This is a genomic window from Streptomyces sp. B3I8, assembly GCF_030816915.1.
Taxonomy (GTDB): Bacteria; Actinomycetota; Actinomycetes; order Streptomycetales; family Streptomycetaceae; genus Streptomyces.
Window position 1 is genome coordinate 2,269,060 of the sequence record NZ_JAUSYN010000002.1, and the last position, 23,870, is coordinate 2,292,929.

A 23,870-nucleotide genomic window follows, 5' to 3' on the forward strand; every position below is an offset into this window, starting at 1 on the left:
GGCGCTCCGGGCGGACAACCGCACGGCGGGACCCGGGGCGCGGTCCCGGCCGGGATCCCGCCCCGGGTCCCGGATTCCGGGCTCACGACGACGGGTGGTAGTCCTGGCCCAGGACGACCGACACATCGGCGCCGGAGGCGACCGTGCCCTTCGTGACGGCGCCGGCGGACAGGCCGAGGGTCTTGGCGACCTCGACGGCGTCGTCCTTGTGGGCGGTGTCCTTGTAGGTGACGGCGGACGTCGCCACGCCGGTGGTGGTGCCGGCGTCGAGGAAGGTGTAGCCGCCGTTGACGAGGGTCACGCGGGCCTTCTCGGTGTCGTCCTTGTCACCGGTGGCGTTCTTGATGCCGACGCGTACGGCGTCCCCCGCCCCGGGGCTCTTGACGGTGCCGCCGAGCAGCTTCTTCACCACGCCGTCGGAGGCCGTGTCGTCGACGCTCCCGTCGGGCCCCACCGGCACCAGGTCGGTGGTGTAGTCGCCCTCCTTGGCGTGCGCGGCGAGCTTGGCGAGGAAGGCGCCGAGGTCCTTGTCGCTCAGGGACGGGTCGAGGATCTGGGCGAGGGTCCGCACGGTGGTGGTCGCGGCGCCCGCGTCGGAGGACAGCTTGCGCAGCACCCCCTGCATGACCTGCCCGAACCGCTTCAGCTGGGCGTCCTGGGACTCTCCGGAGGCGCGGTAGGTGGCGTAGGCGACGGCCATCTTGCCGCTGAGGGTCTGGGAGCTCCCCTTGTGGACGAGCGGACCGGCGTCCTTCTTCTTGTCGGCGGGGTCGGGCACGTCCGCGTCGGTGTCGATCTCGATGTTGCCGACCAGCTCGACGAGGTTGTTCAGGTACGGGGTGTCCAGCCGCCAGGTGCCCTCGATGTCGGTGCCGAGGACGGTGTCGAGTTCCTCGCGGGTGCCGCTGGAGCCGTCGTCGTCGACCGACTTGGCGAGGGTGGTGGTGGACCCGTCCTCGTCGGTCAGGGCGAGGGAGTTGGGCAGCAGGACGGTGGCGCCCCGCTTGGTGGTGGTGTTGTCGACGAGGAGCGCCGTGGAGGTGCCGCCGCCCTTGGTGTTGTGCAGGTGGACGACGACGACATCGCGGCTCTGGGCGCCGGCGGCCGTCGTGGTGCCGGCGGCGCCGCCGCCGGAGGAACCGCCGGGCAGCTCGCCCGCGTACCAGAGGTAGCCGACCCCGCCGACGGCGACGACGGCGAGGGCGACCACGAGGGCGACGACGCGGCTGCGGGCCCTCCGCTTGGCCTCCTCGCGGCGCTCGGTGCGGTTCTCGGTGAACGCGAGCCAGTCGATGACGTCCTCGGAGTCGCCGTCGGGCTCCTCCACGAAGGCGAACTGCTCGGTGCGGTACTCGCGGTCGGCGTCACCGTCGGAGTCGGGACCGGTGCCGGAGCCGGTCGCCGTACCCATGCCGGAGCCGGCCGCGGTACCCGCGCCCGTGCCGGGAGCGTGCTCGGTGCCGCCCGGTGTCTCGTACGCGGCCTGGTCCGCCGGGCCCGACTGCTGGGGGATACGGGCGGTCCGCCCCGTCACCCGGGACCGCTGTCCGCCGGACGTCTGCCCGTAGGGGTCCTCGGGGGCGCCCGGGGCGCTCCCGGTGGTCCCGTACGGGTCGTAGGCGCCATACGGCGAGGCGCCCGCGGCACCGCCCGCGCCCGCGGTGTCGTCGTACGGCGGAGCCGGCTGCTGCGCGGCGGCGTAGGGGTCGTAGCCGTAACCGGGGTAGCCGGTCCCCGCGGCCTGCCCCGACTGGTCGGCGTAGCCCTGCTGTTGCTGCGGCGGGCCGCCGGCATAGGGATCGTAGGGGTCGTACCCCTCGGGTGCCCGGGGCGCGGGCACCTGCCGGTACACGGGCTGCCCGAACTCGTCGTAGCCGACGATCTCGTACTGGTCGCCGGCCGGATATCCGTCGTATCGGTCGTTCACCGGTGCCCCTCTCGGCTCACTCGCCGCGGTACAGCTGGCGTTTGTCGATGTAGCGCACCACGCCGTCCGGGACCAGGTACCAGACCGGCTCGCCGCTCGCGACCCGCGCACGGCAGTCGGTGGAGGAGATGGCCAGGGCCGGGACCTCGACCAGCGAGACACCGCCCTCGGGGAGGCCGGGATCGGTCAGCGTGTGGCCGGGGCGGGTGACGCCGATGAAGTGGGCCAGCGAGAACAGCTCCTCGGCGTACCGCCAGGTGAGGATCTGTCCCAGGGCGTCGGCACCGGTGATGAAGAACAGGTCGGTGTCCGGGTTGAGGGCCCGCAGGTCGCGCAGGGTGTCCGTGGTGTAGGTGGGGCCGCCGCGGTCGATGTCGATGCGGCTGACCGAGAACTGCGGGTTCTCGGCGGTGGCGATGACCGTCATCAGATAGCGGTCCTCGGCCGGCGTGACTTGGCGGTCGGCCTTCTGCCAGGGCTGGCCGGTGGGGACGAACACCACCTCGTCCAGGTGGAACTGCGCGGCGACCTCGCTGGCCGCCACGAGGTGCCCGTGGTGGATCGGGTCAAACGTTCCGCCCATGACGCCGAGACGGCGTTTGCCCGGATTCGACGGCGCGTTGCCGGGGCCGCGCCGGATCCCGGGGGCCGTGCCGCTCGCCGGACCGGTAGGCATGTCCTGCTCTCCCATGCGTGCAGACCCTACCGGCCCGTCCTGCGAGCTCCGTCCGACGGGCGTCCATCGAGCCATGTCATGGCCGGGACCACGCTGCGCCCGGGGTTCAGCGGTCGCGGTTGAAGCGGGTGGTGATCCACAGCAGCAGGAGCAGGATGAGGAGGGCGGCACCGCCGGTCACGGCGGGGTCGAGGCTTTCGTGGTTGCCACCGTGCTCCCCGCCCTCGGCGGCGAGAGTGACCAACTGGGCTGCGGTGCTGGGAAGGCTCATCTTCGGCAGGACCTATCCGGTGTGGGCGGGATAAAGACGTCGCCTCATCGTATGCGGGGGCCTGTGCGCGCCTCACGCCGACTCCACCGTTGGGGCGGGCGAGGGGCCCACGAGGACCGTGCGGAGCCCTGGGTGATCCCTCCGCGGGCCCGGTCGGGCAGCCGCTCGGGCAACCGTTCGGGGCTGAAAGACGTCAGTCGTCGTGACGGCCGTACCCGCGCAGCACGAACCAGGCGGTGAAGACGCAGCCGACGATCATGACGATCAGGACGACGCGGAGGAGGTATCCGGAGCCCTGTCGTGCGGCGGCATCGGCCGCCCCGGTGAGCCAGGCGGCGGGGAGATGCTCCATGGATCGCTCCTTACGAGTGTGCTGCCCCGCCACGGTAACTCCGCTTAGGCTGGGTTCCGCTCCGGGGGGTCGCGGGGCGGGGGTTTCCTGTACGGCTCCCACCGGATCCACACCTTCGTCACAGCAGGACCGACAGGGCAGCCATCGACGCATGGGGGACCACATGTCCGACGACAGCCGACCGAACGGCCACGAGCACGTGCCGAGCAGGCAGCGCAGGCGTTTCCCGGGAATCTCCTCGCGCGCGTACGAACATCCGGCGGACCGTTCGGCCCTGGTGGCCCTGCGCAAGCTCAGCGGCTTCGACACCGTCTTCAAGGCGCTCAGCGGCCTGCTGCCCGAGCGCAGCCTGCGGCTGCTGTTCCTGTCCGACTCGGTACGGGTCTCGGACGCGCAGTTCACCCACCTCAACGACATGTTGCGGGACGCCTGTTACATCCTGGACCTGGAGAAGGTCCCGCCGATGTACGTCACCCAGAACCCGCAGCCCAACGCGATGTGCATCGGCATGGACGAGCCGATCATCGTGGTGACCACGGGCCTCGTCGAGCTGCTCGACGAGGAGGAGATGCGGGCGGTCGTCGGGCACGAGGTGGGGCACGCGCTGTCGGGCCACTCCGTGTACCGCACGATCCTGCTGTTCCTCACCAGCCTCGCGCTGCGGGTGGCCTGGATCCCGCTGGGCAACCTGGCGATCATGGCGATCGTGACCGCGCTGCGCGAGTGGTTCCGCAAGTCGGAGCTGTCGGCGGACCGGGCGGGGCTGCTGGTCGGACAGGACCTGCGGGCGTCGATGCGCGGGCTGATGAAGATCGCGGGCGGCAACCACCTGCACGAGATGAACGTGGACGCGTTCCTCGCGCAGGCGGAGGAGTACGAGGCGGGCGGTGACCTGCGGGACTCCGTGCTGAAGATCCTCAACGTGCTGCCGCGCTCGCACCCGTTCACGACCGTCCGTGCGGCGGAGCTGAAGAAATGGGCGGAGTCGCGGGACTACCAGCGGCTGATGGACGGGCACTACCCGCGGCGGACGGAGGACAAGGACGCGTCCGTGTCCGACTCCTTCCGGGAGTCGGCGGCGCACTACGCGAGCAGCGTCAAGAGCTCCAAGGACCCGCTGATGAAGCTGGTCAGCGACCTGGCGGGCGGCGCCGGCGGAATCGGGGGCCGGGTACGGCGCGGGTTCGACGGCTTCACCTCGGGTCCGCAGAACGACGGGCCCAAGGACGCGCCGAAGGACTCGCCCGGCGGCTCCCCCAAGGACGCGCCGGGGCGCGACGGGGACGAGGGCTGAGGACGGGGACCGGGGCTGAGGCGCCGCGGGTTCAGCGAGGCGGCGCCGTGGCCAGGGTGCCGCACACGGCCGTGGCCGCGTCGGTGGCGTAGGGGTTGGTGCCGGCGGGGCCGCCGGGTGCGGGCGACTGGCCGGCCAGGAGCGGGACGAACCTGCCGGACGGGTCCTCGGCGCAGGAGAGGGGACCGGCCTGGACGGAGGCGGTGGCCAGTTCCGTCTGGTGCACGCGCAGGTCGCCCCGGTCGAAGCGGAATGTCAGCTCGCGGCGCACGGTGAACAGCGAGGCCTTGGCGCCGGCGCCCGAACCGGTCGGCCGCAGCGCGTACACCAGGGTGTGGTCGGCGACGACCTCCAGTGTGTCGGAGGCGGCCTCGGCTGCCCGGAGGGTGCCCCGCACCCGGACCCTGCGGTCGGCGAGCTCGGCGCGGGCGGGGTCGAAGCGGATCAGCCAGCCGGTGACCGCGTGCCGGCCGTCCGCGGCCGGGTGGGCGAGGCTCCGGTCGAACTGGGCGGACTGCCGGGGGTCGAGGAGCGTCCGGACGGGGCGCACAGTGGCGCCGGCGAGGACCTCGGGGTCGAGCGCGGAGTCGACGAGGTAGTCCTTGGCGGTGGTCAGCGCGGAGAGGACCTGGCTCTCGGCGAAGTGCGCGGTGCGCCGGACGCCCGGCAGCGTGAAGCCCTCGGCGCCGTAGCGGAACCCGGCGGCGGGGCTGTGGGCGTAGAGCGCCTCGGTGTCGGCGGAGCCGGGGACGGCGGAGCGCGGGGCCAGCGGGATCACCGTCGTCCGCAGCGGCTGGGCGGGCCGTGCGCCGGGTTTCTGGTAGGGGTGGCGGAACCCCATGTAGATCGCGGTGCTGAAGGCGAACGCGATGAGCAGGACGAGGAGCAGCACCTGTCGGGAGAGGCCGCGCCGCAGGGCGGCGGGCCGGCGGCGTACGGCGGGGGCGTGGTCGGAGATCCGCTCCTGCGCGGAGAACTCCTGGAGGCGGGCAGCGCGGACGAACGATTCGTCGAAGACGACGGATCGGTACTCGTCCTCACCGCCGCCGGGGGCGCCCTCGGGGGTCGTCCCTTCCGGTGGCTCTCCTGGCCCGCCCATACCTTCAGAGTAGGTCTCGCGGAGCCGCGGTAAACGCCGCGCTACCGGACAAGTTCTGTCAGGTCCCGGCCAGGTTCGGGGAGTGTTCGCACGCCTTGTGCGGCTCAGCGTGAGGGTGGTGCCGCGGAGACGGCGGGCGGGGCCGGTTCGGCGGAGCCCGCGGGATCCGCGCCCACGCCCACGCCCTGTTCCAGTCCCGTCGAGGCGGGCGGCGGCACCTGGTCGCGGCGGTCCGACGAGGAGGAGCCCCGGTAGACCGCGGCGAACGCCAGCGCGACCATGCCGATCCCCATCACGAGGGCGAGCATCCAGGCCACCGGGCGGTGCCAGCGGGCGTGCTTGCCGTAGAGCCGCCCGCGGGTGCCGCGCGGGCCGCGGCGCCCGAGGAGGTCGCTGTCGTCGAGGTCGTCGAAATCCGGGCCGTACCCGATGCCGCGGCCGCCGTCCGGGCCGAAGTCGTCCTCGTAGAGGTCGTCGTCGCCCAGGGCGCCGCGGGCGTGCGCCCGGCGGGCCTCGGCCTCCTGGGCCTCGGCGCGGGACTGTGCGGCGGCGAGGAGGCGTTCCACGGCCGTCGGCTCGTGGACCACGGCGGCCCGTACGAAGGTCTCGTCGAAGACCACGGAGGCGAACTCTTCGTCCGTCGCTCCGCGGTCGTGGTCGTCGTCGGGCTCCCAGCCGTCAGGGAACGGCGTGCCCCCCACGTCCTCCGGCACGGATCCAGAGTAGTCCCGGGGGGGCAATTTGGGCAGAGCGCACGGAGATTCGTCCGTTCCTGTCCGGACCGGGGGCCGGGGACGGGCCCCCGGCCCGGTCCGGTCTCAGCGTCGTACGTGGCCGTCGCCCGTGACGATGTACTTGGTACTGGTCAGCTCCGGCAGACCCATCGGGCCGCGGGCGTGCAGCTTCTGCGTGGAGATGCCGATCTCGGCGCCGAAGCCGAACTGGCCGCCGTCGGTGAACCGGGTGGAGGCGTTCACCGCGACCGCGGCCGCGTCCACCAGCTGGGTGAACCGGCGGGCGGCCTGCTGCGAATTGGTGACGATCGCCTCGGTGTGCCGGGAGCTCCACAGCCGGATGTGGGCCACGGCCTTGTCCAGTGAGTCGACGACGCCGGCCGCGATGTCGTACGACAGGTACTCGGTGTCCCAGTCCTCCGCCGTCGCCTCCACGACGGTGGCCCTGGAGTTCTTGGCGTACGCCAGCACGCGGGTGTCGCCGTGCACGGTGACCCCGGCGTCGGCCAGCGCGTCCAGAGCACGGGGCAGGAACTCGGGGGCGATGTCCTGGTGGACGAGGAGGGTCTCGGCGGCGTTGCAGACGCTGGGCCGCTGCGCCTTGGAGTTGACCAGGATGTCGATCGCCATGTCGATGTCGGCGTCGGCGTCGACGTAGACGTGGCAGTTGCCGGTACCGGTCTCGATCACCGGGACGGTGGACTCCTCCACGACCGTGCGGATCAGCGAGGCGCCGCCGCGCGGGATCAGTACGTCGACCAGGCCGCGGGCGCGCATCAGCTCGCGCACGGCGTCGCGCCCCTCACCGGGCACGAGCTGGACGGCGTCGGCCGGCAGCCCCGCCCCGCCGACCGCGTCCCGCAGCACGCGGACCAGGGCGGTGTTCGACTCGTACGCCGAGGACGAGCCGCGCAGCAGCACCGCGTTGCCGGACTTCAGGCACAGGGCGGCGGCGTCGACCGTCACGTTCGGGCGGGCCTCGTAGATGATGCCGACGACGCCGAGCGGGACGCGGACCTGGCGCAGGTCGATGCCGTTGGGCAGGGTGGAGCCGCGGACGACCTCGCCGATCGGGTCGGGCAGCGCGGCCACGTCCCGTACGTCGGAGGCGATGGCCCGCACCCGTTCCGGGGTGAGGGTGAGCCGGTCGACGATGGCCCCGCTGGTGCCGGCCTCGCGGGCGCGCTCGACGTCCTTGGCGTTGGCGGCGACGATCTCGCTCGTCCGGACCTCCAGCGCGTCCGCCACGGCGAGCAGCGTGTCGTCCTTCACGGCGCGCGGCAGCGGGGCGATCTCGGCGGCCGCTGCCTGCGACCGGTAGGCGGCCCGGGCGACCGGGGACATCGAGTCGTACGGCGAGAGCGTGGTCATGGGAAAAGCGTAGTGCGCCGGACGGGCCCGGTCCTCCGCCGTTCCACGCAACGAGACGGGGCGAACGGTGAGAAATCCCGTCGGGAGCGGGTCGGACGGAGCGGAGTCAGAAGGGGTGGACCCCGACCGGGGTGGCGGGGGCCGGGCCGTAGCCCGCGGCCACGCGCTGCTGGTAGGTCTCGCGGCCGATGACCTCCAGGCCGACGATCTCCCAGGGCGGCAGCCCGGCGGTGCGCCGGTGCTCGCCCCACAGGCGGAGGGCGACCGCGGCGGCGTCGTGCAGGTCGCGGGCCTCTTCCCAGTAGCGGATCTCGGCGTGGTCGCCGGCGTAGCGGCTGGTGAGCAGGAAGGGGTGGTCGTGCGCGAGCTGTTCGAGCCCCCGCCTGACCTCGTCGAGCGGGGCCTCGCCGCCGGACACGCTGAGGGTGACGTGCCACAGCCGGGCGGCGGGCCGGCCTGCGCGCCCCGGTCCTGCGGCCGCGCCCGGCTCGGCGGGCCCGTCGTACCCGTCGTATCCCTCGAACCCGTCGTAACCGTCGTGCTCGTCCGCGCCGGTCGTACCGGCGGCTCCGGCCGGTGTCCGGCCCTCGCCGACGCTGCGGAGCCCGTGCACTCGGCGCAGGGCCTGGGACCCGCGGCCGCCGGGCGCGCCGCGCGGCTCGCGGGCGGCGGCCGGATCCCGGGGCTCGCGGGCGCCGGACGCGCCCCGCGGGTCGCGGGCTGCGGCTCGGGGCTCGGGTGCGGTGCCCTCGGGGCGGGACGTCGGCGTCCCAGGGCGCACTCGTCTCACGGCGGCCTCCTTCAGCGCACGGTCGTGCCGTGTCCAGCGGTCGTGCGGAACGTGTCCCCGGGAGACAGTTGAGCAGGCGGGAGACGGTCGTGTGGCGGTTTTGCGGAACGTCCTCCGTCGGAGGTCGGCGAATAGGTGTTCGGGCCGGGGCCAGGGGCGGCGGATCGGCGCGGCACGGCCACGGGGAGCCGCCGCCCGTCATCCCTCCAGCAGGACGAGGTCGTCGCGGTGCACGACCTCGCGCTCGTAAGCCGGTCCCAGTTCGCGCGCCAGCTCCCGGGTCGAGCGGCCGATCAGACGGGGGATCTCCCTGGCGTCGAAGTTGACGAGCCCCCGTGCCACGGCCCGGCCCGCGCCGTCGCGCAGCTCCACCGGGTCGCCCGCCGTGAAGTCGCCCTCGGCGCTCGCGATGCCGGCCGGCAGCAGCGACTTGCGGCCCTCGACGACCGCGCGCACGGCCCCGTCGTCGAGGATCAGCGCCCCCTGCGGGGCGGAGGCGTGCTGCAGCCAGAGCAGGCGGTCGGCGGAACGCTTGCCGGTGGGCCGGAAGTACGTGCCGGTGTCCCCGCCGGCCAGCGCGTCGGCGGCGTGCACCGCGCTGGTCAGTACGACGGGGATGCCGGCCGCCGCCGCGATCCGGGCCGCCTCCACCTTGGTGACCATGCCGCCCGTGCCCACGCCGGCCCGGCCCGCGCTGCCGATCTCGACGCCCTCGAGATCGGCGGGGCCCCGCACCTGGGAGATGCGGGAGGTGCCGGGCCGGCCGGGGTCGCCGTCGTAGACGCCGTCCACGTCGGAGAGCAGTACCAGCAGGTCGGCGTGGACGAGGTGGGCGACGAGGGCCGCGAGGCGGTCGTTGTCGCCGAAACGGATCTCGTCCGTGGCGACCGTGTCGTTCTCGTTGACGACCGGCAGCGCGCCCATCGCGAGGAGCTTGTCCAGGGTGCGGGAGGCGTTGCGGTGGTGGGCGCGGCGGCTGGTGTCGTCCGAGGTGAGCAGCACCTGTCCGACGCGGACGCCGTAGCGGGCGAAGGAAGCCGTGTAGCGGGCGACGAGGAGCCCCTGGCCGACGCTGGCGGCGGCCTGCTGCCGGGCCAGGTCACGGGGGCGGCGGGGCAGGCCGAGAGGGGCGAGACCGGCGGCGATGGCACCGGAGGAGACCAGCACCACTTCCTTGCCGCGACCGCCGTGGTACGTGGCGAGGACGTCGACCAGGGCGTCGACGCGGTCGGCGTCGAGGCCGCCGGCGGCGGTCGTGAGGGAGGAGGAGCCGACCTTCACGACGATCCGGCGTGCTGCTTCGACGTCCTGCCTGTGCGCTGACACGTGCGCCTCTCACTTTCCCGACATGTGCGGACGGCCGCCCCGACGGGCGGTTCCGGTTCGCAATCTACGGGACCGGAGACCGGGGGTGCGCGGCCATTTCGCGAGGTGGACGGGGGCCCGGTTCGCGGCGGCGAACCCGGGAGGACGGGGGCTCGGTCCGCGCCGCCGTTTCGCGGGGTGAATGAGGCCGAGGCCCTGGGTCACGCCACCCGGCGTCCCTGACGGGGCGCGCCGCTCACAGGAGCACGCTCCGCCCGATACATCCCTTTTACGGGCACCTTGGGTGGCGGAGATTGCTTGGCGGGCGTCCGAAGTCATACCGTCAGCGTCGGCTCTCCTCGAAGGTGCACTCTTGTTCGGGCGCTCCCGAAGGGCGGGCAGTCACCCCCCATTTCCCCCCATCCGCCGCATCTCCCTCCGCAGGAGCCCAGCCCGTGCCCTCCGCAGGCCCCGCCACCCGCCGTCTCGTGCAGGTGGCCACGCTGTGCGCGATGTTCGCGCTCTTCACGGCCCAGATCATCACCGCGCTGCTGCCCGACGTCCCGGTGCTCGTCGCCGTGAGCGCGGCCGGACTCGCCCTGGACCTGTACTACCAGTACCGCGACCCCGGCCTCCTCGCCCTGCTCGGCAAGGTCCGCTTCGACGTCACCGTCCGCCAACTGCTGCGCGACATGCTCGTCCTGGTGGGACTCCTGCGGATCGACGACATCGAGCCGCTGCGCGAGCAGGCGCCCCTGACGGTCGCCCTGTGCGCCTGCTACGCGCTGCACTTCTGCTGCCAGGCGGTCGCCGTCCTGGTCCGCCGCACCCGCACGCTGCCGATCGTCACCCGCAACATCGACGCCTCCGCGCTGCACCTGACCAAGGCCCCGCCGCGCATCCTGGCCCGCCGCCAGGGCCACCGGCTGCTGACCCTCTCCGTCCCGGCCACCGCCGGCCTTCTGGCCACCGCCGCCACCGGGGACGGCCTGTGGGGCGACATCGGCGTCGGCCTGGCCCTGCTGATGGCCGTCGGCGGCACCGCCTACCTGGCCACCTGGCTGCTCAAGGGCAAGCGCGCCAGGACGGAACAGCAGGTCATGGAGTGGCTGGACGGCTGGCTGGCCGAGTACCGGCCCACCGTCGCGATGTACTTCTCCGGCGGTACGACGTCGGCGTACCAGGCCAACATGTGGCTCTCCACGCTGTCCCAGCTCGACGGCCGCCCGCTGATCGTGCTGCGCGAGCGCTTCATGGTGCAGAAGATCGAGGCCACCGACGTGCCGGTCATCTGCTTCCCGAAGGTCTCCACGATGTTCTCGCTGGAGAACTCGACGCTGAAGATGATGCTGCACCCCGCCAACGCGGCGAAGACGTCCCAGGTGCTGCGCATCCCCACGATCAAGCACGCCTTCATCAACCACGGCGAGAGCGACAAGCTCTCCTCCTGCAACCCGTACGCCAAGGCCTACGACGAGGTCTGGGTCGCCGGTTCCGCCGCCCGCGAGCGGTACGCGCAGGCCGAGGTCGGCGTGGAGGACAAGGACATCGTGGAGGTCGGACGGCCGCAGCTCGCGCCGATCCGCCCCCACTCCGGCCCCCCGACGGGCACGTACACCACCGTGCTGTACGCCCCCACCTGGGAGGGCTGGGACGGCAACCCCGGCAACACCTCCGTGGTCCTGGCCGGTGAGAACATCGTCCGCAGGCTGCTCGCCGACGACGGTGTGCGCCTGCTGTACAAGCCGCACCCGATGACCGGCTCCGTCGACCCGCGTGCGGGCCGGGCGAACGAGCGCATCAAGGCGATGATCGCGGAGGCGAACGCCAAGCGGTCGGGTGCCCGGCCGGGTCCCGAGGCCGCCGCCGAGCTCGTCCGCCGCACGGCCGAACTGGACCGGCTGACCTCCACGGGCTTTCGCGCGAGCGCGGACGAGATGGAGCGGATGCTGCTCCAGGGCCGGCCCGACGGACGGCGCGAGGCGCTGATCGCCGAGGCGACGGCGGCCTGGGAGAGGGTCTACTGGGCCTCCTTCCCGGAGTGGGAGCACCAGATCATCACCGCCGCGCGCCCCGGTATCTTCGCCTGCTTCAACGAGGCGGACCTGCTCGTCAGCGACGTGTCCTCGGTGGTGTCGGACTGGCTCTCCAGCGAGAAGCCGTACGCGGTCGCGAACACCTCGGGTCTGCCCGAGGAGGCGTTCCGCGAGGCGTTCCCGACCGTCTCCGCGGGCGTGGTGCTCACGCCCGACGCGGACGGGGTCCAGGGGCTCCTCGAATCGGTGCGGCACCCGGAGAAGGACGCGTTCACGGCGGCCCGTGCGGAGCTGAAGGTACAGCTCCTCGGCCCCTCGGAGCCGCCGTCGCTGGTCCGCTTCAACGAGGCGGTGCGGGCGCTGTGCGAGCGGGCCGACGAGCGCCGGGCACGGATGGAGTCCCGTGGTACGGGCTCCGAGATCCCCGCGCCGCGCGGGGCCGCGGAGGAGGCGCCGGAGGAGCCGGCGATCGAGGCGGACACGGAGGCCGGCACGGAGGACTCCGTCACCGCCTGACGCCACGGCCGCGAGCGCGAAGAGGGAGGGGCCCCGGGATTTCCCCGGGGCCCCTCCCTCTTCGCCTTCGGCTCCGCCTAGAACGGTTCGAAGTCGTCGAACTCGCGGAGCGACTCGTCGCGCTCCGCGTCACGGTCCCGCCTGCGCTGCGCCGCCGGGCGCGGCGCCTCGAACCGGTGGTCCTCACCGCGCCGGCCCAGCATCTCCGCGCCGGCCGTCACCGTCGGCTCCCAGTCGAAGACGACCGCGTTGTCCTCCGGGCCGATGGCGACGCCGTCGCCCGTGCGGGCGCCCGCCTTCATCAGCGCCTCTTCCACGCCGAGCCGGTTCAGCCGGTCGGCGAGGTAGCCGACGGCCTCGTCGTTGCTGAAGTCGGTCTGCCGCACCCAGCGCTCGGGCTTCTCGCCCCGCACCCGGAACAGCGGCTCGCCGTCGGCGTCCTCCGGGGTGACCGTGAAACCCGAGTCGTCGACGGCCTTGGGCCGGATGACGATACGGGTCGCCTCGTCCTTCGGCCGGGCCGCCCGCGCCTGCGCGACCAGCTCCGCCAGCGCGAAGGAGAGCTCCCTCAGCCCCATGTGGGCGACCGCGGACACCTCGAGGACACGGTAGCCGCGCGCCTCGAGGTCCGGCCGCACCATCTCGGCGAGGTCCTTGCCGTCGGGTACGTCGATCTTGTTGAGGACGACGACGCGGGGCCGGTCGTTCAGGCCGCCGTACTCGCGCAGCTCCGCCTCGATCGTGTCCAGGTCGGAGACCGGGTCGCGCTCGGACTCCAGGGTCGCGGTGTCCAGTACGTGCACCAGCACGCTGCACCGCTCCACGTGGCGCAGGAACTCAAGGCCCAGCCCCTTGCCCTGGCTGGCGCCCGGGATGAGCCCCGGCACGTCCGCGACGGTGTAGACGGTGGAGCCCGCCGTCACCACGCCCAGATTCGGGACCAGGGTCGTGAACGGGTAGTCGGCGATCTTCGGCTTCGCCGCGCTCAGCACGGAGATCAGCGAGGACTTGCCGGCGCTCGGGTAGCCGACCAGCGCCACGTCGGCGACGGTCTTCAGCTCCAGGACGATCGTCTGGAGGTCGCCCGGCACGCCGAGCAGCGCGAAGCCGGGGGCCTTGCGCCGGGCGGAGGCCAGCGCCGCGTTGCCGAGGCCGCCACGGCCGCCCTGGGCGGCGACGTAGGACGTGCCGTGGCCGACGAGGTCGGCGAGGACGTTGCCCGCCGGGTCGAGGACCACGGTGCCGTCGGGGACGGGCAGGACCAGGTCCTGGCCGTCCTTGCCGGAGCGGTTGCCGCCCTCGCCGGGCTTGCCGTTGGTGGCCTTGCGGTGCGGGGAGTGGTGGTAGTCGAGCAGCGTGGTCACGGACTGGTCGACGGTGAGGATCACATCGCCGCCCCGGCCGCCGTTGCCGCCGTCCGGGCCGCCGAGCGGCTTGAACTTCTCACGGTGGACGGAGGCACAGCCGTGGCCCCCGTTACCCGCGGCGACGTGCAGCTCGACGCGGTCCACGAAGGTGGTCATGGTTCGGTGCCTCCAGTGAGCGGCGGAGCGCCGCGATAAAACGTACGAATACCTGTGGTGCGTATACCTGTGGTGCGTGTACCTGCGGTGTCGGCACCTGGGGTGCCTGTGGTGCAACACGCGAAAGGCGGACCCGCTTCCCGACCGGGAAGTGAGGTCCGCCTCTCGGGAAGACGTCCGGTCAGCCGACCGGGACGATGTTCACGACCTTGCGGCCACGGCTGGTGCCGAACTCCACCGCACCGGCCTGCAGCGCGAACAGCGTGTCGTCGCCGCCGCGGCCGACGCCGCTGCCCGGGTGGAAGTGGGTGCCGCGCTGGCGGACGATGATCTCACCGGCGTTCACGACCTGACCGCCGTAGCGCTTCACGCCGAGCCGCTGGGCGTTGGAGTCGCGACCGTTCCGGGTGGACGATGCGCCCTTCTTGTGTGCCATCTGTTCTCAGTCCCTTACTTCGCAGCCGCGGGGATCTCAGTGACCTTGATCGCCGTGTACTGCTGGCGGTGGCCCTGACGACGGCGGTAGCCGGTCTTGTTCTTGTAGCGCAGAATGTCGATCTTCTGGCCCTTGTGGTGGTCCACGACCTCGGCCTGGACCTTGATGCCGGCCAGCACCCACGGGTCGCTGGTCACAGCGTCGCCGTCGACGACGAGCAGGGTCGAGAGCTCGACCGTGTCGCCAACCTTGGCGGTGGAAATCTTGTCAACCTCAACGATGTCGCCGACAGCAACCTTGTGCTGGCGACCACCGCTGCGCACGATGGCGTACACGCGGATCTCACTCTCTACGCTCGGGAACGGCACCCCCGCAGTCCAGCCGCCCGACAACACGGGCCGCCTCTCCGGCACACACGGTGCCCCGGAGGAAAAGGGTTTACGGGGATGTGGCGTGCCACTCGACACGCCGACGGCCAAGGTTACGGGGCGCTTCCGACAGGGTCAAACCGAGCCCTCGGGGACCCGCGGAAGCCCTCCGCACGCATGGTGGCCCACCCGCGAGCCGCGGGTGGGCCACCGTCGTCGTACCGGCTCGGGTCAGTCGTCCGTGGACGCCGACACCGTCGGCTGGCCCGGTTCGGTCGCCGCGGCCGTCTTCTTCGCCGTCGCCTTCTTGGCCGTCGCCTTCTTCGTCGTCGTCTTCTTGGCGGCGGTCTTCTTCGCGGCGGTCTTCTTGGCCGTCGTCTTCTTCGTGGCGGCCTTCTTCGCCGTGGCCTTCTTGGCGGTCTTGCGGGCCGCTTTCTTGGCCGGGGCCGATTCGGCCCCTTCCGCCGCCTCGGCCGCCGGCTCCTCAGCCGTCGTGTCGGGCGCCGGCTCCGCCGGGGTCTCCGCGGCCGGTACGACCACGACGGCCGCGTCCTCGGACGAGGTGGGCGCGGTGGCCTTGCGGACGGCACGGCGGCGCGGACGGGCCGGGGCGGCGCTCTCGGCGGACGGCTCCGGCCGCTCGGCCGGCTCCTGCGCCGCCGCCTGCTCCGGCTCGGGCACCCGCACCGGCGCGGGCGCCGGCTCGGTGACCGTCACCACGGCCTCCTCGGGGGCGGTCACCGGCGCCGACACCTTGCGGGTCGCCCGGCGGCGTGTACGCCCCTTGGGCGCGGCCGGTGCGGCCTCCTCGGGGGCCGCGGCGGCGTCGGCGGCCTCGATCACCGGGTCCTCCGCGGCGGCCGGCTCGGCGTGCGCGGCGGCGGCCGGTTCCTGGCTCACCGGACGCGCGGTCTCCTCCTCGACGGTGACGTCCTGCGCCGTCGGCGCCTCCGTACCGGCCCGCTTCGGGGCACCCGCGGGGGCGGAGGACCGCCGGGTCGCCCGGCGCCGCGAACGGCCCCGGGTGGCCGCGGCCTCCGCCTCGGCGACGCTGCTGTACAGCTCCTCGTCGGGCGCGAAGACCTCCTGGACCTCGGCCGCGACGGCGCGCTGCCGCTCCGGCTCGGGCTCGGCCTCCTCGACCGCCGTCGCCGGCTCGTGCTCGTGCGTCTCGTGCTCGTGCGGCTGGTCGGCCCCGCCGCGGCCGCGCTTGCGGCGCTTTCCGCCGCCACCACCGCCACCGCCGGACACGCTCGGCTGGTCCAGGTGCACGATGACGCCGCGCCCGTTGCAGTGCACGCAGGTCTCGGAGAAGGACTCCAGCAGGCCCTGGCCGACCCGCTTGCGGGTCATCTGCACCAGGCCCAGCGAGGTCACCTCGGCGACCTGGTGCTTCGTCCGGTCCCGGCCCAGGCACTCCAGCAGGCGCCGCAGCACCAGGTCCCGGTTGGACTCCAGCACCATGTCGATGAAGTCGATGACGATGATGCCGCCGAGGTCGCGCAGCCGGAGCTGGCGCACGATCTCCTCGGCCGCCTCCAGGTTGTTCCTGGTGACGGTCTCCTCGAGGTTGCCGCCCTGACCGGTGAACTTGCCGGTGTTGACGTCGATGACGACCATCGCCTCGGTCCGGTCGATCACCAGCGACCCGCCGCTGGGCAGCCAGACCTTGCGGTCCAGCGCCTTGGCGAGCTGCTCGTCGATCCGGTACGTGGCGAAGACGTCGGTCTCGCTGGTCCAGCGCGACAGACGCGGCGCGAGGTCCGGCGCGACGTGGGCGACGTAACCGTGGATGGTCTCCCAGGCCTCGTCGCCGCTGACGACGACCTTGGAGAAGTCCTCGTTGAAGATGTCCCGCACGACCCGGACGGTCATGTCCGGCTCGCCGTACAGCAGCGTCGGCGCGTTGCCGCCGTTGCGCGACTTCTTCTTGATCTCCTCCCACTGCGCCTGGAGCCGCTCGACGTCGCGGCGCAGCTCGTCCTCGCTGGCGCCCTCGGCGGCGGTGCGCACGATGACGCCCGCGTCCTCGGGGACGACCTTCTTGAGGATGCTCTTCAGGCGGGCCCGCTCGGTGTCGGGCAGCTTGCGGCTGATGCCGGTCATCGAGCCCTCGGGCACGTAGACCAGGTAGCGGCCGGGCAGCGAGACCTGGCTGGTGAGACGGGCGCCCTTGTGGCCGATCGGGTCCTTGGTGACCTGGACCAGCACGGACTGCCCGGACTTCAGCGCGGACTCGATGCGGCGCGGCCCGCCCGACATGCCGAGCGCACCGAAGTTGACCTCGCCGGCATAGAGCACGGCGTTGCGGCCCTTGCCGATGTCGATGAAGGCGGCCTCCATCGACGGCAGCACGTTCTGCACCTTGCCGAGGTAGACGTTGCCGACGTACGAGACGGCCTGTTCCTTGTTGACGTAGTGCTCCACGAGCACGTTGTCCTCGAGGACGCCGATCTGCGTGCGCTCGCCGCTCTGCCGGACCACCATCACGCGCTCGACGGCCTCGCGGCGGGCCAGGAACTCGGCCTCGGTGATGATCGGGACGCGCCGACGGCCCTGCTCGCGGCCCTCGCGGCGGCGCTGCTTCTTGGCCTCCAGCCGCGTGGAGCCCCTGATGGACTGCACCTCGTCGATCGCCTCGCTCGCCTTGCGGGGCTCGCGGACCTTGACGACCGTGCGCTCGGGGTCGTCGGTGGAGAGCTCGCCCTCGCCCGAGCCGTCACCGGCGCGGCGACGGCGACGGCGGCGCCGACGGGTACCGCTGGAGCCACCGCCCTGGTCGCCGCGGAAGTCGTCCTCCGCCTCCTCGGCGTCCTCTGCCGCGTCCTCGGCGTCCTGCGCCGCCTGCGTCGCGGCGACGTCCTCGCCCTCGGCCTCGTCCGTGTCGTCCGCGTCGTTGGCGTCCGTGTCGCCGTCGGCGGCCTCGCCCCGGCGGCGTCGGCGGCCACCGCGGCGGCGGCGCCGACGGGAGCCGGTCTCCTCGTTGTCGTCGCCGTCGGCGGAGTCCTCGGCTGTCCCGGCCTCGTCCTCCTCGGGCTCCTCGTCCCTCTCCGCGGGCTGCGCGGCGGCCTGCGGCGCCTCGTCGCCCTCGGCACCCCCGCGGCGGCGACGGCGACGACGCGAACCGCCGGTCTCCTCCTCGGTGACGGGCGCGGCGAGCTCGACGGGCTGCTCGGGCCGTTCCTGCGGCTCCTGCCGCTCCTGCCGGGCCTCGGCGGCCGCTGCGGCGGCGGCGCGCTCCGGGGTCTGGAACATCGGCTCGGTGAACACGGGCGCCTGGAAGACGGCGACGGCGGGCCGCTTGGGCCGCCGCGTGTCCTCGTCCGTTCCCTCGTCCGTTCCCTCGACCGCGCCCTTGCGGCCCGCGGGCTGCGCGGGGGCGGCGAAGCCGGTGGCGGCCTTGCGCACGGCGCGGCGCCGACGGCGGGGGCCGGTCTCCTCGGCGGCGAGGGCGTCACCGATCTCGGGCGGCGCGGGGAGCGAACCCGGCTCCGACCCGGCGGCATCGGCCGCGGTGTCGGCGGCGCGACGCCTGCCGCGTCCGGCCCGGGGGGTCTCGGCGCCGGGACCGGCGGTCTCGGAGGACTCGGAGGACTCGGCGGAGTCCTGAGCGTCGTCGGCGGTCACGGGCGCCTCCACGCGCTCATCGGGGGCGCCGGCGGGCGCGGAGGCCCGACGGGTGGCGCGGCGACGGCTGCGACGAGGAGCGACGTCCTCGTCCTCGGCCGCCCGGAGAGCGGGAACGGCCTCGACGGACACCTCGGCGGCGACGGGCGTCTCCGCGGTGACCGGGGTCTCGGCGACGGAAGCGGTCCCGTCGGACGTGTCCGTCGCGTCGGTCGCGGCAGGCGCCTGCGGGGCAGCGGTGGGCGCGGACACCCGACGCGTCGCACGACGGCGCGCACGCGGCGGAGCGGCCTCGGCGGACGCCTCGCTCGCGGCGTCGACGTCGACGGGGACCGCCGCGGCGGTCTCCTCGCCGTCGGCGGCGGGAGTCACGGCAGGGGTCTTTTCGCCGGTGGCGGGTGCCTCGGCGGTCGTCTGCGGGGCAGCGGTGGGCGCGGACACCCGACGCGTCGCACGACGGCGCGCACGCGGCGGAGCGGCCTCGGCGGACGCGTCGGTCGCGGCCGGGACCTCCCCGGTCGCTTCGGTCGCCACGGCCGCTTCGGTTCCGGCGCCGCTGTCGGCGGCCGGCGGTGTCACCGTCGTCTCGGCGGCGGTGACCTCGGCCCCCTCGGGGGTCCCGGCCGGAGCGGACACCCGGCGTGTCGCGCGGCGCCGCGTACGCGGCGGAGCGGCGTCGGCGGACGAGGCCGCCTCTTCCGCGGCGGCGTCGCTCACCGCAGCCGTCTCCGTGCCGGCGAGGTCCGCCTCTTCGGCGTCGTCCTCCACGGCCGGCGGCGCGGTCTGCGTGATCTCGGCGGTCGTCTCCGACGCCGCGACCGGCGGCCCCGCGGGGCGGGACGCGGCGCGGCGTCGACGGCGCGGCGGCAGGGTGTCGCTCGGAGTGCCGGAAACGCTGGGGTTGTCGGTTGTGGAACCCTCGGTGGGTTCGGTCGGTTCGAGCATGCGGGCGTATCTCCCGTCAGGCTTCCGGGCGCCCCGCCTGGTCCGGCAGTGCCGGTGACGTCCGCGGCTCGCGCGATGCGCGCCTGCCGCCGTCCGGGGCGCGGGCGCCACTCGGAAGCTGTCTGTGTCCTGTCTCGCCGGTTCCGTACCCCTTTTTGTGCACGGCCTGGCGAAAGTCTTGTGGTCGGTGCGCTGCCCGACCCAGGTGGCTCCCGAGTACGAGGGCGGCGCTACGACGTCCGTCCCTACGCGGAACCTTCCGGCACCAGCGCCGACGCGGCGGTTTCGGCGGCCCCCACTGAAGTGGCCGGGGCGGCCGTGATCGCCTCGCGGTCGGGCGCGAGCGGGTCGGTCACCGTGCCGGTCTCTTCATCGAGCAGCCCCTGCGCCAGCCTGGTCACCGCTGCGGGGACCGGCGGCGCCAGGTCGGCCACGGCGCGGAGACCGGACAGGACGTCGTCGGGTCGTACGGCAGGCGTCACGTGCCGAACAACCAGCCGCAGTATCGCACAGGGCCGGTCGTTCGGCCTATCGGCCTGTGGAGGGTGCGCTTCGAGCCGAGTCACGGCCGGACGCGCGTCGAAGGTGCGCAGGCCGTTCTTCGTACGGCGCTGGACCTCTACGGTCCCGGCCGCGGTGAAGGCCGCGACCGCGCGTTCGGCGTCCGCGGGCGCCACGCCGTCCAGGCGCAACTCCCACACGGAAGCCGTGAGCCGGTCGGCGAGACCCGGGGTGCGGGCCTCCACCGCCTCGAGCACGTCGAGCCCGGTGGGCAGCGACACGTCGAGGAGTTCGCGCAGGGTCTCCGGGTCCCGCGGCTCGGTGAGCGCGATCTCCAGATACTCCGCCTCACTGCCCGTGCCGGTGGGTGCGGCATTGGCGTACGACACCTTCGGATGCGGCGTGAACCCCGCCGAGTACGCCATGGGTACCTCGGCGCGGCGCAGGGCACGCTCGAAGGCGCGCTGGAAGTCACGGTGGCTGGTGAACCGGAGGCGGCCGCGCTTGGTGTAACGCAGTCGAATGCGCTGCACCGCGGGTGCGGGCGGCGGGCCTTCGGGCTGTCGCTTGCCCAGTGTCCTAGTCCTTCGTGAGAGCGGTCGTCCTTTTCTCCAGGGTACGTGTCCCGTCGGCCCCGGGTTCCCCGCGGACCGCCTCCCGCCGCTTCGCGGGCTCGCCGAACAGGGCCCGGCGCAGGTCGGCGCGGGTCTGCCGGGCGGTCTCACGTGCCGCGGCGAGCGCTTGACGTACCACGCGGCCCGCACCGCGCGCGGCCTCGGCGGCGGGCCGCAGCACCCCGTCGCGCACCAGGTGTCCGACGGGGGTGAGCAGCCGGCGGTAGGCCCAGCGGGCCGGCACCGCGACCGTCCATCGCAGGAGCGCGCGCAGGAACCGCCCCACGGCGAGCGACACGTGCCCCGCGACGCGCCAGGCATGCCCCAGCGCGGCGGCGAGCTCGCGTCCGACGACCGCGAGCACCCGGCCGACAGCCGCGAGCCCCCGGCCCACCGGCACGAGCAGCCACCGCCACACGGCGAACGCCGGCAGCACGAGCAGCAGGCGCGCGGCCCAGTACAGGACGAAGCCGATCCCCGCGGCGCTCGTCCGCACAAGCCACAGCAGCGCGCGCACGCACCGGACGAGCCCGTGGCCGGCGGGTATGAGCAGGTACCGGTACAGCCACCGTGCCGGAACGACCACCAGCCACCGTGCCGGGACGATCACCAACCACCGCACGAGCCACACCACCGCGTGACCGCACGGGGTCAGCGCCCGCGCATACAGCCATCCGAGCCCGGCCGCCACCCCGCGCCCCACCCACACCAGCGCGGCTCCGACACCCCGCAGCACCCACGCCACACCGGCGCCGACCCCCCGCAGTACCCAGGCGAGCCCCGCACCGACGCCACGCAGCGCGCGGGCGGCACCGCGTCCGACCGGTCCGAGGACACTGCCGTACAGCCACACCGCCGGTATGACCAGCAGCACCCGCCCCAGCCACCCCAGCCCCGCGCCGACCGGCACAAGTACGTACCGCCACAGCGCCACCCACGGCCACACGAACAGCGCCCGCCCCGCCCACGACAGCCCCCGTCCCAGCGGACGCAGCACCGCACGGTGCAGCAGCCGACCCCCGGCGACGAGCACGTCCCACGCCATCCTCAGCGGCACGACCAGCACAAACACCACGATCCGCACCGGCAGGCGCACGGCCACGACGAGGCACCCCTCGCCGCCCGGCGCCACCGGCTCGCGCACCGCGGGCTTCACCGTCTCCCCGCTCTCGCCCGACTCCGCGTTCCTGCCCGGCTCCCCCACCACTCGCACCTCTCCCCCGTTCAACGCGCGCTCCCCCGCTCCACGTCCACTACGTCACGGCTACTCCACGTCGATCCCGAAGTCCCGCAGCAGGTCCTCCAGGCCGCCGCGGTAGCCCTTGCCACCCAGGACGAAGTCCCAGTCGCCGCCCGGGCGGCGGCGGAACGAGCCGAGGGTGAGGGCGGTCTCGCCGGGGCGGCCGTCGGAGACCTCCAGGCGGGCCAGTTCGGTGCGGTCCGGGTCCAGCAGACGGATGCCCGCGTCCGTGAAGCCGGACAGGTCCGCGCCGGGGTCGACGGCCGGGTCGACCGCGGCGACCAGGACGAGCCGGTCGGCCGACTGCGGCAGCGCGTCGAAGGTGACCCGCAGCGCGGCCCGGTCCGGTGCGTCGGCGGGCAGCGCGCGGACCGTGCCGTCGGGGGTGTGCGGGTTGTTGTAGAAGACGAAGTGGTCGTCGCTGAGCACCCGGTCGCCGTGGCAGACGAGCGCGCACACGTCCACCGCGACGCCGCCGGACCAGGTCATGCCGAGCACGTTGTAGTCGTCGGTGGCGGCGTCGGCGGCGGGCTCCGGGGACCCACCGCGCGGCGCGGGCACCCGGCCGCCGGACCCCCCGCTCCGTGATCCCCCTCGGCGGTCGCTGTCGCCGTCCCCCAGCCGGCCGCGCAGGCCGTGCCGGTGCAGCAGGTCCACCAGTTCGGGGCCGGAGACCAGTTCCAGCGGCTTGCCGTGGGCGAAGGTGTGCGAGCCCGGGCCGAAGCCGGACGTCGTGACCAGCACGCCCTTGTTGGCGCCCAGGGACTGCACCGTGCCGTACAGATCACGGACGGCCGTCGGCGGGACGGTCTTCCTGTACCGCTTGACCTGGACCACGAGCGAACCGCCGCGGATCGGCGTCGGGTCCAGCGCGTCGACGTCCACCCCGCCGTCGTTCGACCGCTGCGTCGTCACCGCCTGCATGCCCATCGCCCGGAACAACTCCGCGACCAGCGCCTCGAAGGCGAGCGGGTCCATCGCGAAGAGGTCCGGCTCCTCCTCCCCGCCGTGCGTGACGACCCCGCCGCCGACCTCCTCCGGACGCCGGCCCGGCCGTACGGCGGCGTACTGGTCGGGGCGGGTCGAGAGCTGCCCCCGCAACGCCTCCGTCAGACAGTCCACCGGGCTGACCTGCTCCAGGTGCAGACCGGCGAAGAGGGATCTCGGGGCCATCACCGTGACCAGGAAGATCTCCGTGCGCCGGCCCGTCGCCGGATCGTGGTCGTCCACGAAACCGTTGAACGCCACCGACTCCAGCGCGCCGAACTCGTCAGCCGCGAACAGCTCGTGCAGCACGAGCAGCGCGCTCTGCGCGAGCACCTCCCGGTACAGCGCACGGCGCTGGGTGACCGGGCGGGGCGTCTCCTTGTCCTGGTCGGAGCCGGGCAGATACCGCACCTGCTTCGTCTCCGGAACGATGTCGTACCTCGGCAGCTCCCAGTTGAGCACCAGCTGCCGGGCCGCCGGATCGTACGCCGCCGCGACCTGGCGCGGGAACCCCTCCGGCCAGGCGGAGGAGGCGTACAGGGCGGCCGAGAAGTACTCCACGGCGGCCTCGGGATCCGCCGCCCGCAGAGCCTGCCCCATCTGCGCGATCCCCGCGTTGTGCGCGCGGATCTCGGCGAGCCGGGCCGCCGCCCACGCGTCGTACTGCCGCCGGTAGTCCGCCAGTTGGCGCTGCCGCTGCGCCTCGGCCGCCTGCGCGGCGTGCCAGTCGCGCTCGAACCGGGCCCGCGCCTCGGCCTGCGCCTGTGCCTGCGCCCGCCGGCCCGCACCCCAGCCGGCCTGCGCCTGGTAGTGATCGGGGTCGGGCATGACGAGCGGCTCGGCCAGCGGCCCCGGCGTGAACGGCTCCAGCTCCTCCGCCCGTGCCAGCGCCCCCGCGCGGAACGCGGGCGCCCCGCAACCGGCGGCCAACAGCCCCTGCAACGCCTCGACCTGCGCGTCCAGCTCCTCCGTGCGGCGCCGCGCCTCGGCCTCACGCTGCTGCCGGTACGCCGCCTGCTGCTCGCGTCGGCTGCGGTTCACCTCACGCTCGTACGCCCGCTGCCGGCGCTCGTACTCCCGCTGCTGCCGTACCTGCGCCTCCAGCCCCCGCTGCTGCTGACGCTGCGCCTCGGCCCAGATCCCGGCCAATCCGTTGGAGCGACGACTCATCCCCTACAGGCCCCTCCCCCAGGGCTCCGGCGCACCCCACCGACCCTGTCCCCACAACCAGTATCAATGGGGCGACTCTATCCCTCCA

18 protein-coding genes are annotated in these 23,870 nt (G+C 73.7%); 2 read left to right on the forward strand and 16 right to left on the reverse strand.

The window, feature by feature from the left end; translation table 11 throughout:
• Positions 1 to 82 precede the first annotated feature (82 nt).
• From QFZ64_RS12180 to QFZ64_RS12195, 4 genes are all read right to left on the reverse strand, one after another.
• Complete coding sequence (locus QFZ64_RS12180) at positions 83 to 1,927, reverse strand: LCP family protein (protein ID WP_307064963.1); 1,845 nt, start codon at positions 1,925 to 1,927, stop codon at positions 83 to 85.
• A gap of 16 nt (positions 1,928 to 1,943) precedes the next feature.
• The gene (gene nadD / locus QFZ64_RS12185; RefSeq protein WP_307064965.1) at positions 1,944 to 2,618 is read right to left on the reverse strand and encodes a nicotinate-nucleotide adenylyltransferase; all 675 of its coding nucleotides are present in this window, start codon (positions 2,616 to 2,618) and stop codon (positions 1,944 to 1,946) included.
• Between the two features lie 91 nt (positions 2,619 to 2,709).
• A complete protein-coding gene (locus QFZ64_RS12190; protein ID WP_006137415.1) occupies positions 2,710 to 2,874 on the reverse strand; it encodes a hypothetical protein in 165 nt (54 codons plus the stop codon).
• Positions 2,875 to 3,067: 193 nt separating this feature from the next.
• Entirely contained in the window at positions 3,068 to 3,226 is a 159-nt protein-coding gene (locus QFZ64_RS12195; RefSeq protein WP_307064968.1) for a hypothetical protein, read from the reverse strand.
• Between the two features lie 163 nt (positions 3,227 to 3,389).
• On the opposite strand from QFZ64_RS12195, the gene QFZ64_RS12200 reads away from it, so the two are divergent.
• On the forward strand, positions 3,390 to 4,520 hold the full coding sequence (locus tag QFZ64_RS12200; RefSeq protein WP_307064970.1) for a M48 family metallopeptidase: 1,131 nt from the start codon (positions 3,390 to 3,392) through the stop codon (positions 4,518 to 4,520).
• A 31-nt stretch (positions 4,521 to 4,551) separates the two neighbouring features.
• Here the strand turns inward: QFZ64_RS12200 and QFZ64_RS12205 are convergent, their stop codons facing one another.
• The 5 genes from QFZ64_RS12205 to proB form a co-directional block, all read right to left on the reverse strand.
• Positions 4,552 to 5,619 carry a hypothetical protein gene (locus QFZ64_RS12205; RefSeq protein WP_307064972.1) on the reverse strand — a complete coding sequence of 356 codons (1,068 nt, stop codon included), beginning with the start codon at positions 5,617 to 5,619 and terminating at the stop codon, positions 4,552 to 4,554.
• Positions 5,620 to 5,723: 104 nt separating this feature from the next.
• Positions 5,724 to 6,332, reverse strand: a complete 609-nt coding sequence (locus QFZ64_RS12210; RefSeq protein WP_307064974.1) for a hypothetical protein — start codon at positions 6,330 to 6,332, stop codon at positions 5,724 to 5,726.
• A gap of 105 nt (positions 6,333 to 6,437) precedes the next feature.
• Positions 6,438 to 7,724 carry a glutamate-5-semialdehyde dehydrogenase gene (locus QFZ64_RS12215; protein WP_307064976.1) on the reverse strand — a complete coding sequence of 429 codons (1,287 nt, stop codon included), beginning with the start codon at positions 7,722 to 7,724 and terminating at the stop codon, positions 6,438 to 6,440.
• Between the two features lie 106 nt (positions 7,725 to 7,830).
• Positions 7,831 to 8,514: a hypothetical protein gene (locus QFZ64_RS35335; RefSeq protein WP_373430593.1), complete on the reverse strand. Its 684-nt coding sequence runs from the start codon at positions 8,512 to 8,514 to the stop codon at positions 7,831 to 7,833.
• Between the two features lie 198 nt (positions 8,515 to 8,712).
• Positions 8,713 to 9,840 (reverse strand): glutamate 5-kinase, encoded by a 1,128-nt coding sequence (proB, locus tag QFZ64_RS12225; protein WP_307064978.1) that lies wholly within the window; start codon positions 9,838 to 9,840, stop codon positions 8,713 to 8,715.
• 434 nt (positions 9,841 to 10,274) lie between these two features.
• On the opposite strand from proB, the gene QFZ64_RS12230 reads away from it, so the two are divergent.
• Positions 10,275 to 12,371, forward strand: coding sequence for a hypothetical protein (locus QFZ64_RS12230; protein WP_307064980.1), 2,097 nt, complete (start codon positions 10,275 to 10,277; stop codon positions 12,369 to 12,371).
• 77 nt (positions 12,372 to 12,448) lie between these two features.
• On the opposite strand, the gene obgE is transcribed toward QFZ64_RS12230, so the two are convergent.
• From obgE to QFZ64_RS12265, 7 genes are all read right to left on the reverse strand, one after another.
• A complete protein-coding gene (gene obgE / locus QFZ64_RS12235) occupies positions 12,449 to 13,894 on the reverse strand; it encodes a GTPase ObgE (RefSeq protein ID WP_307064983.1) in 1,446 nt (481 codons plus the stop codon).
• Positions 13,895 to 14,075: 181 nt separating this feature from the next.
• Positions 14,076 to 14,330: a 50S ribosomal protein L27 gene (gene rpmA, locus QFZ64_RS12240; RefSeq protein WP_307064985.1), complete on the reverse strand. Its 255-nt coding sequence runs from the start codon at positions 14,328 to 14,330 to the stop codon at positions 14,076 to 14,078.
• Between the two features lie 14 nt (positions 14,331 to 14,344).
• Positions 14,345 to 14,665: a 50S ribosomal protein L21 gene (gene rplU, locus QFZ64_RS12245; RefSeq protein WP_004931419.1), complete on the reverse strand. Its 321-nt coding sequence runs from the start codon at positions 14,663 to 14,665 to the stop codon at positions 14,345 to 14,347.
• 264 nt (positions 14,666 to 14,929) lie between these two features.
• Positions 14,930 to 19,270, reverse strand: a complete 4,341-nt coding sequence (locus QFZ64_RS12250) for an Rne/Rng family ribonuclease (protein ID WP_307064987.1) — start codon at positions 19,268 to 19,270, stop codon at positions 14,930 to 14,932.
• A gap of 245 nt (positions 19,271 to 19,515) precedes the next feature.
• Positions 19,516 to 20,304: a TIGR03936 family radical SAM-associated protein gene (locus QFZ64_RS12255; protein WP_307064989.1), complete on the reverse strand. Its 789-nt coding sequence runs from the start codon at positions 20,302 to 20,304 to the stop codon at positions 19,516 to 19,518.
• Positions 20,305 to 20,350: 46 nt separating this feature from the next.
• Complete coding sequence (locus QFZ64_RS12260; protein WP_307071665.1) at positions 20,351 to 21,529, reverse strand: hypothetical protein; 1,179 nt, start codon at positions 21,527 to 21,529, stop codon at positions 20,351 to 20,353.
• 120 nt (positions 21,530 to 21,649) lie between these two features.
• On the reverse strand, positions 21,650 to 23,782 hold the full coding sequence (locus QFZ64_RS12265; RefSeq protein ID WP_307064991.1) for a restriction endonuclease: 2,133 nt from the start codon (positions 23,780 to 23,782) through the stop codon (positions 21,650 to 21,652).
• Positions 23,783 to 23,870 lie beyond the last annotated feature (88 nt).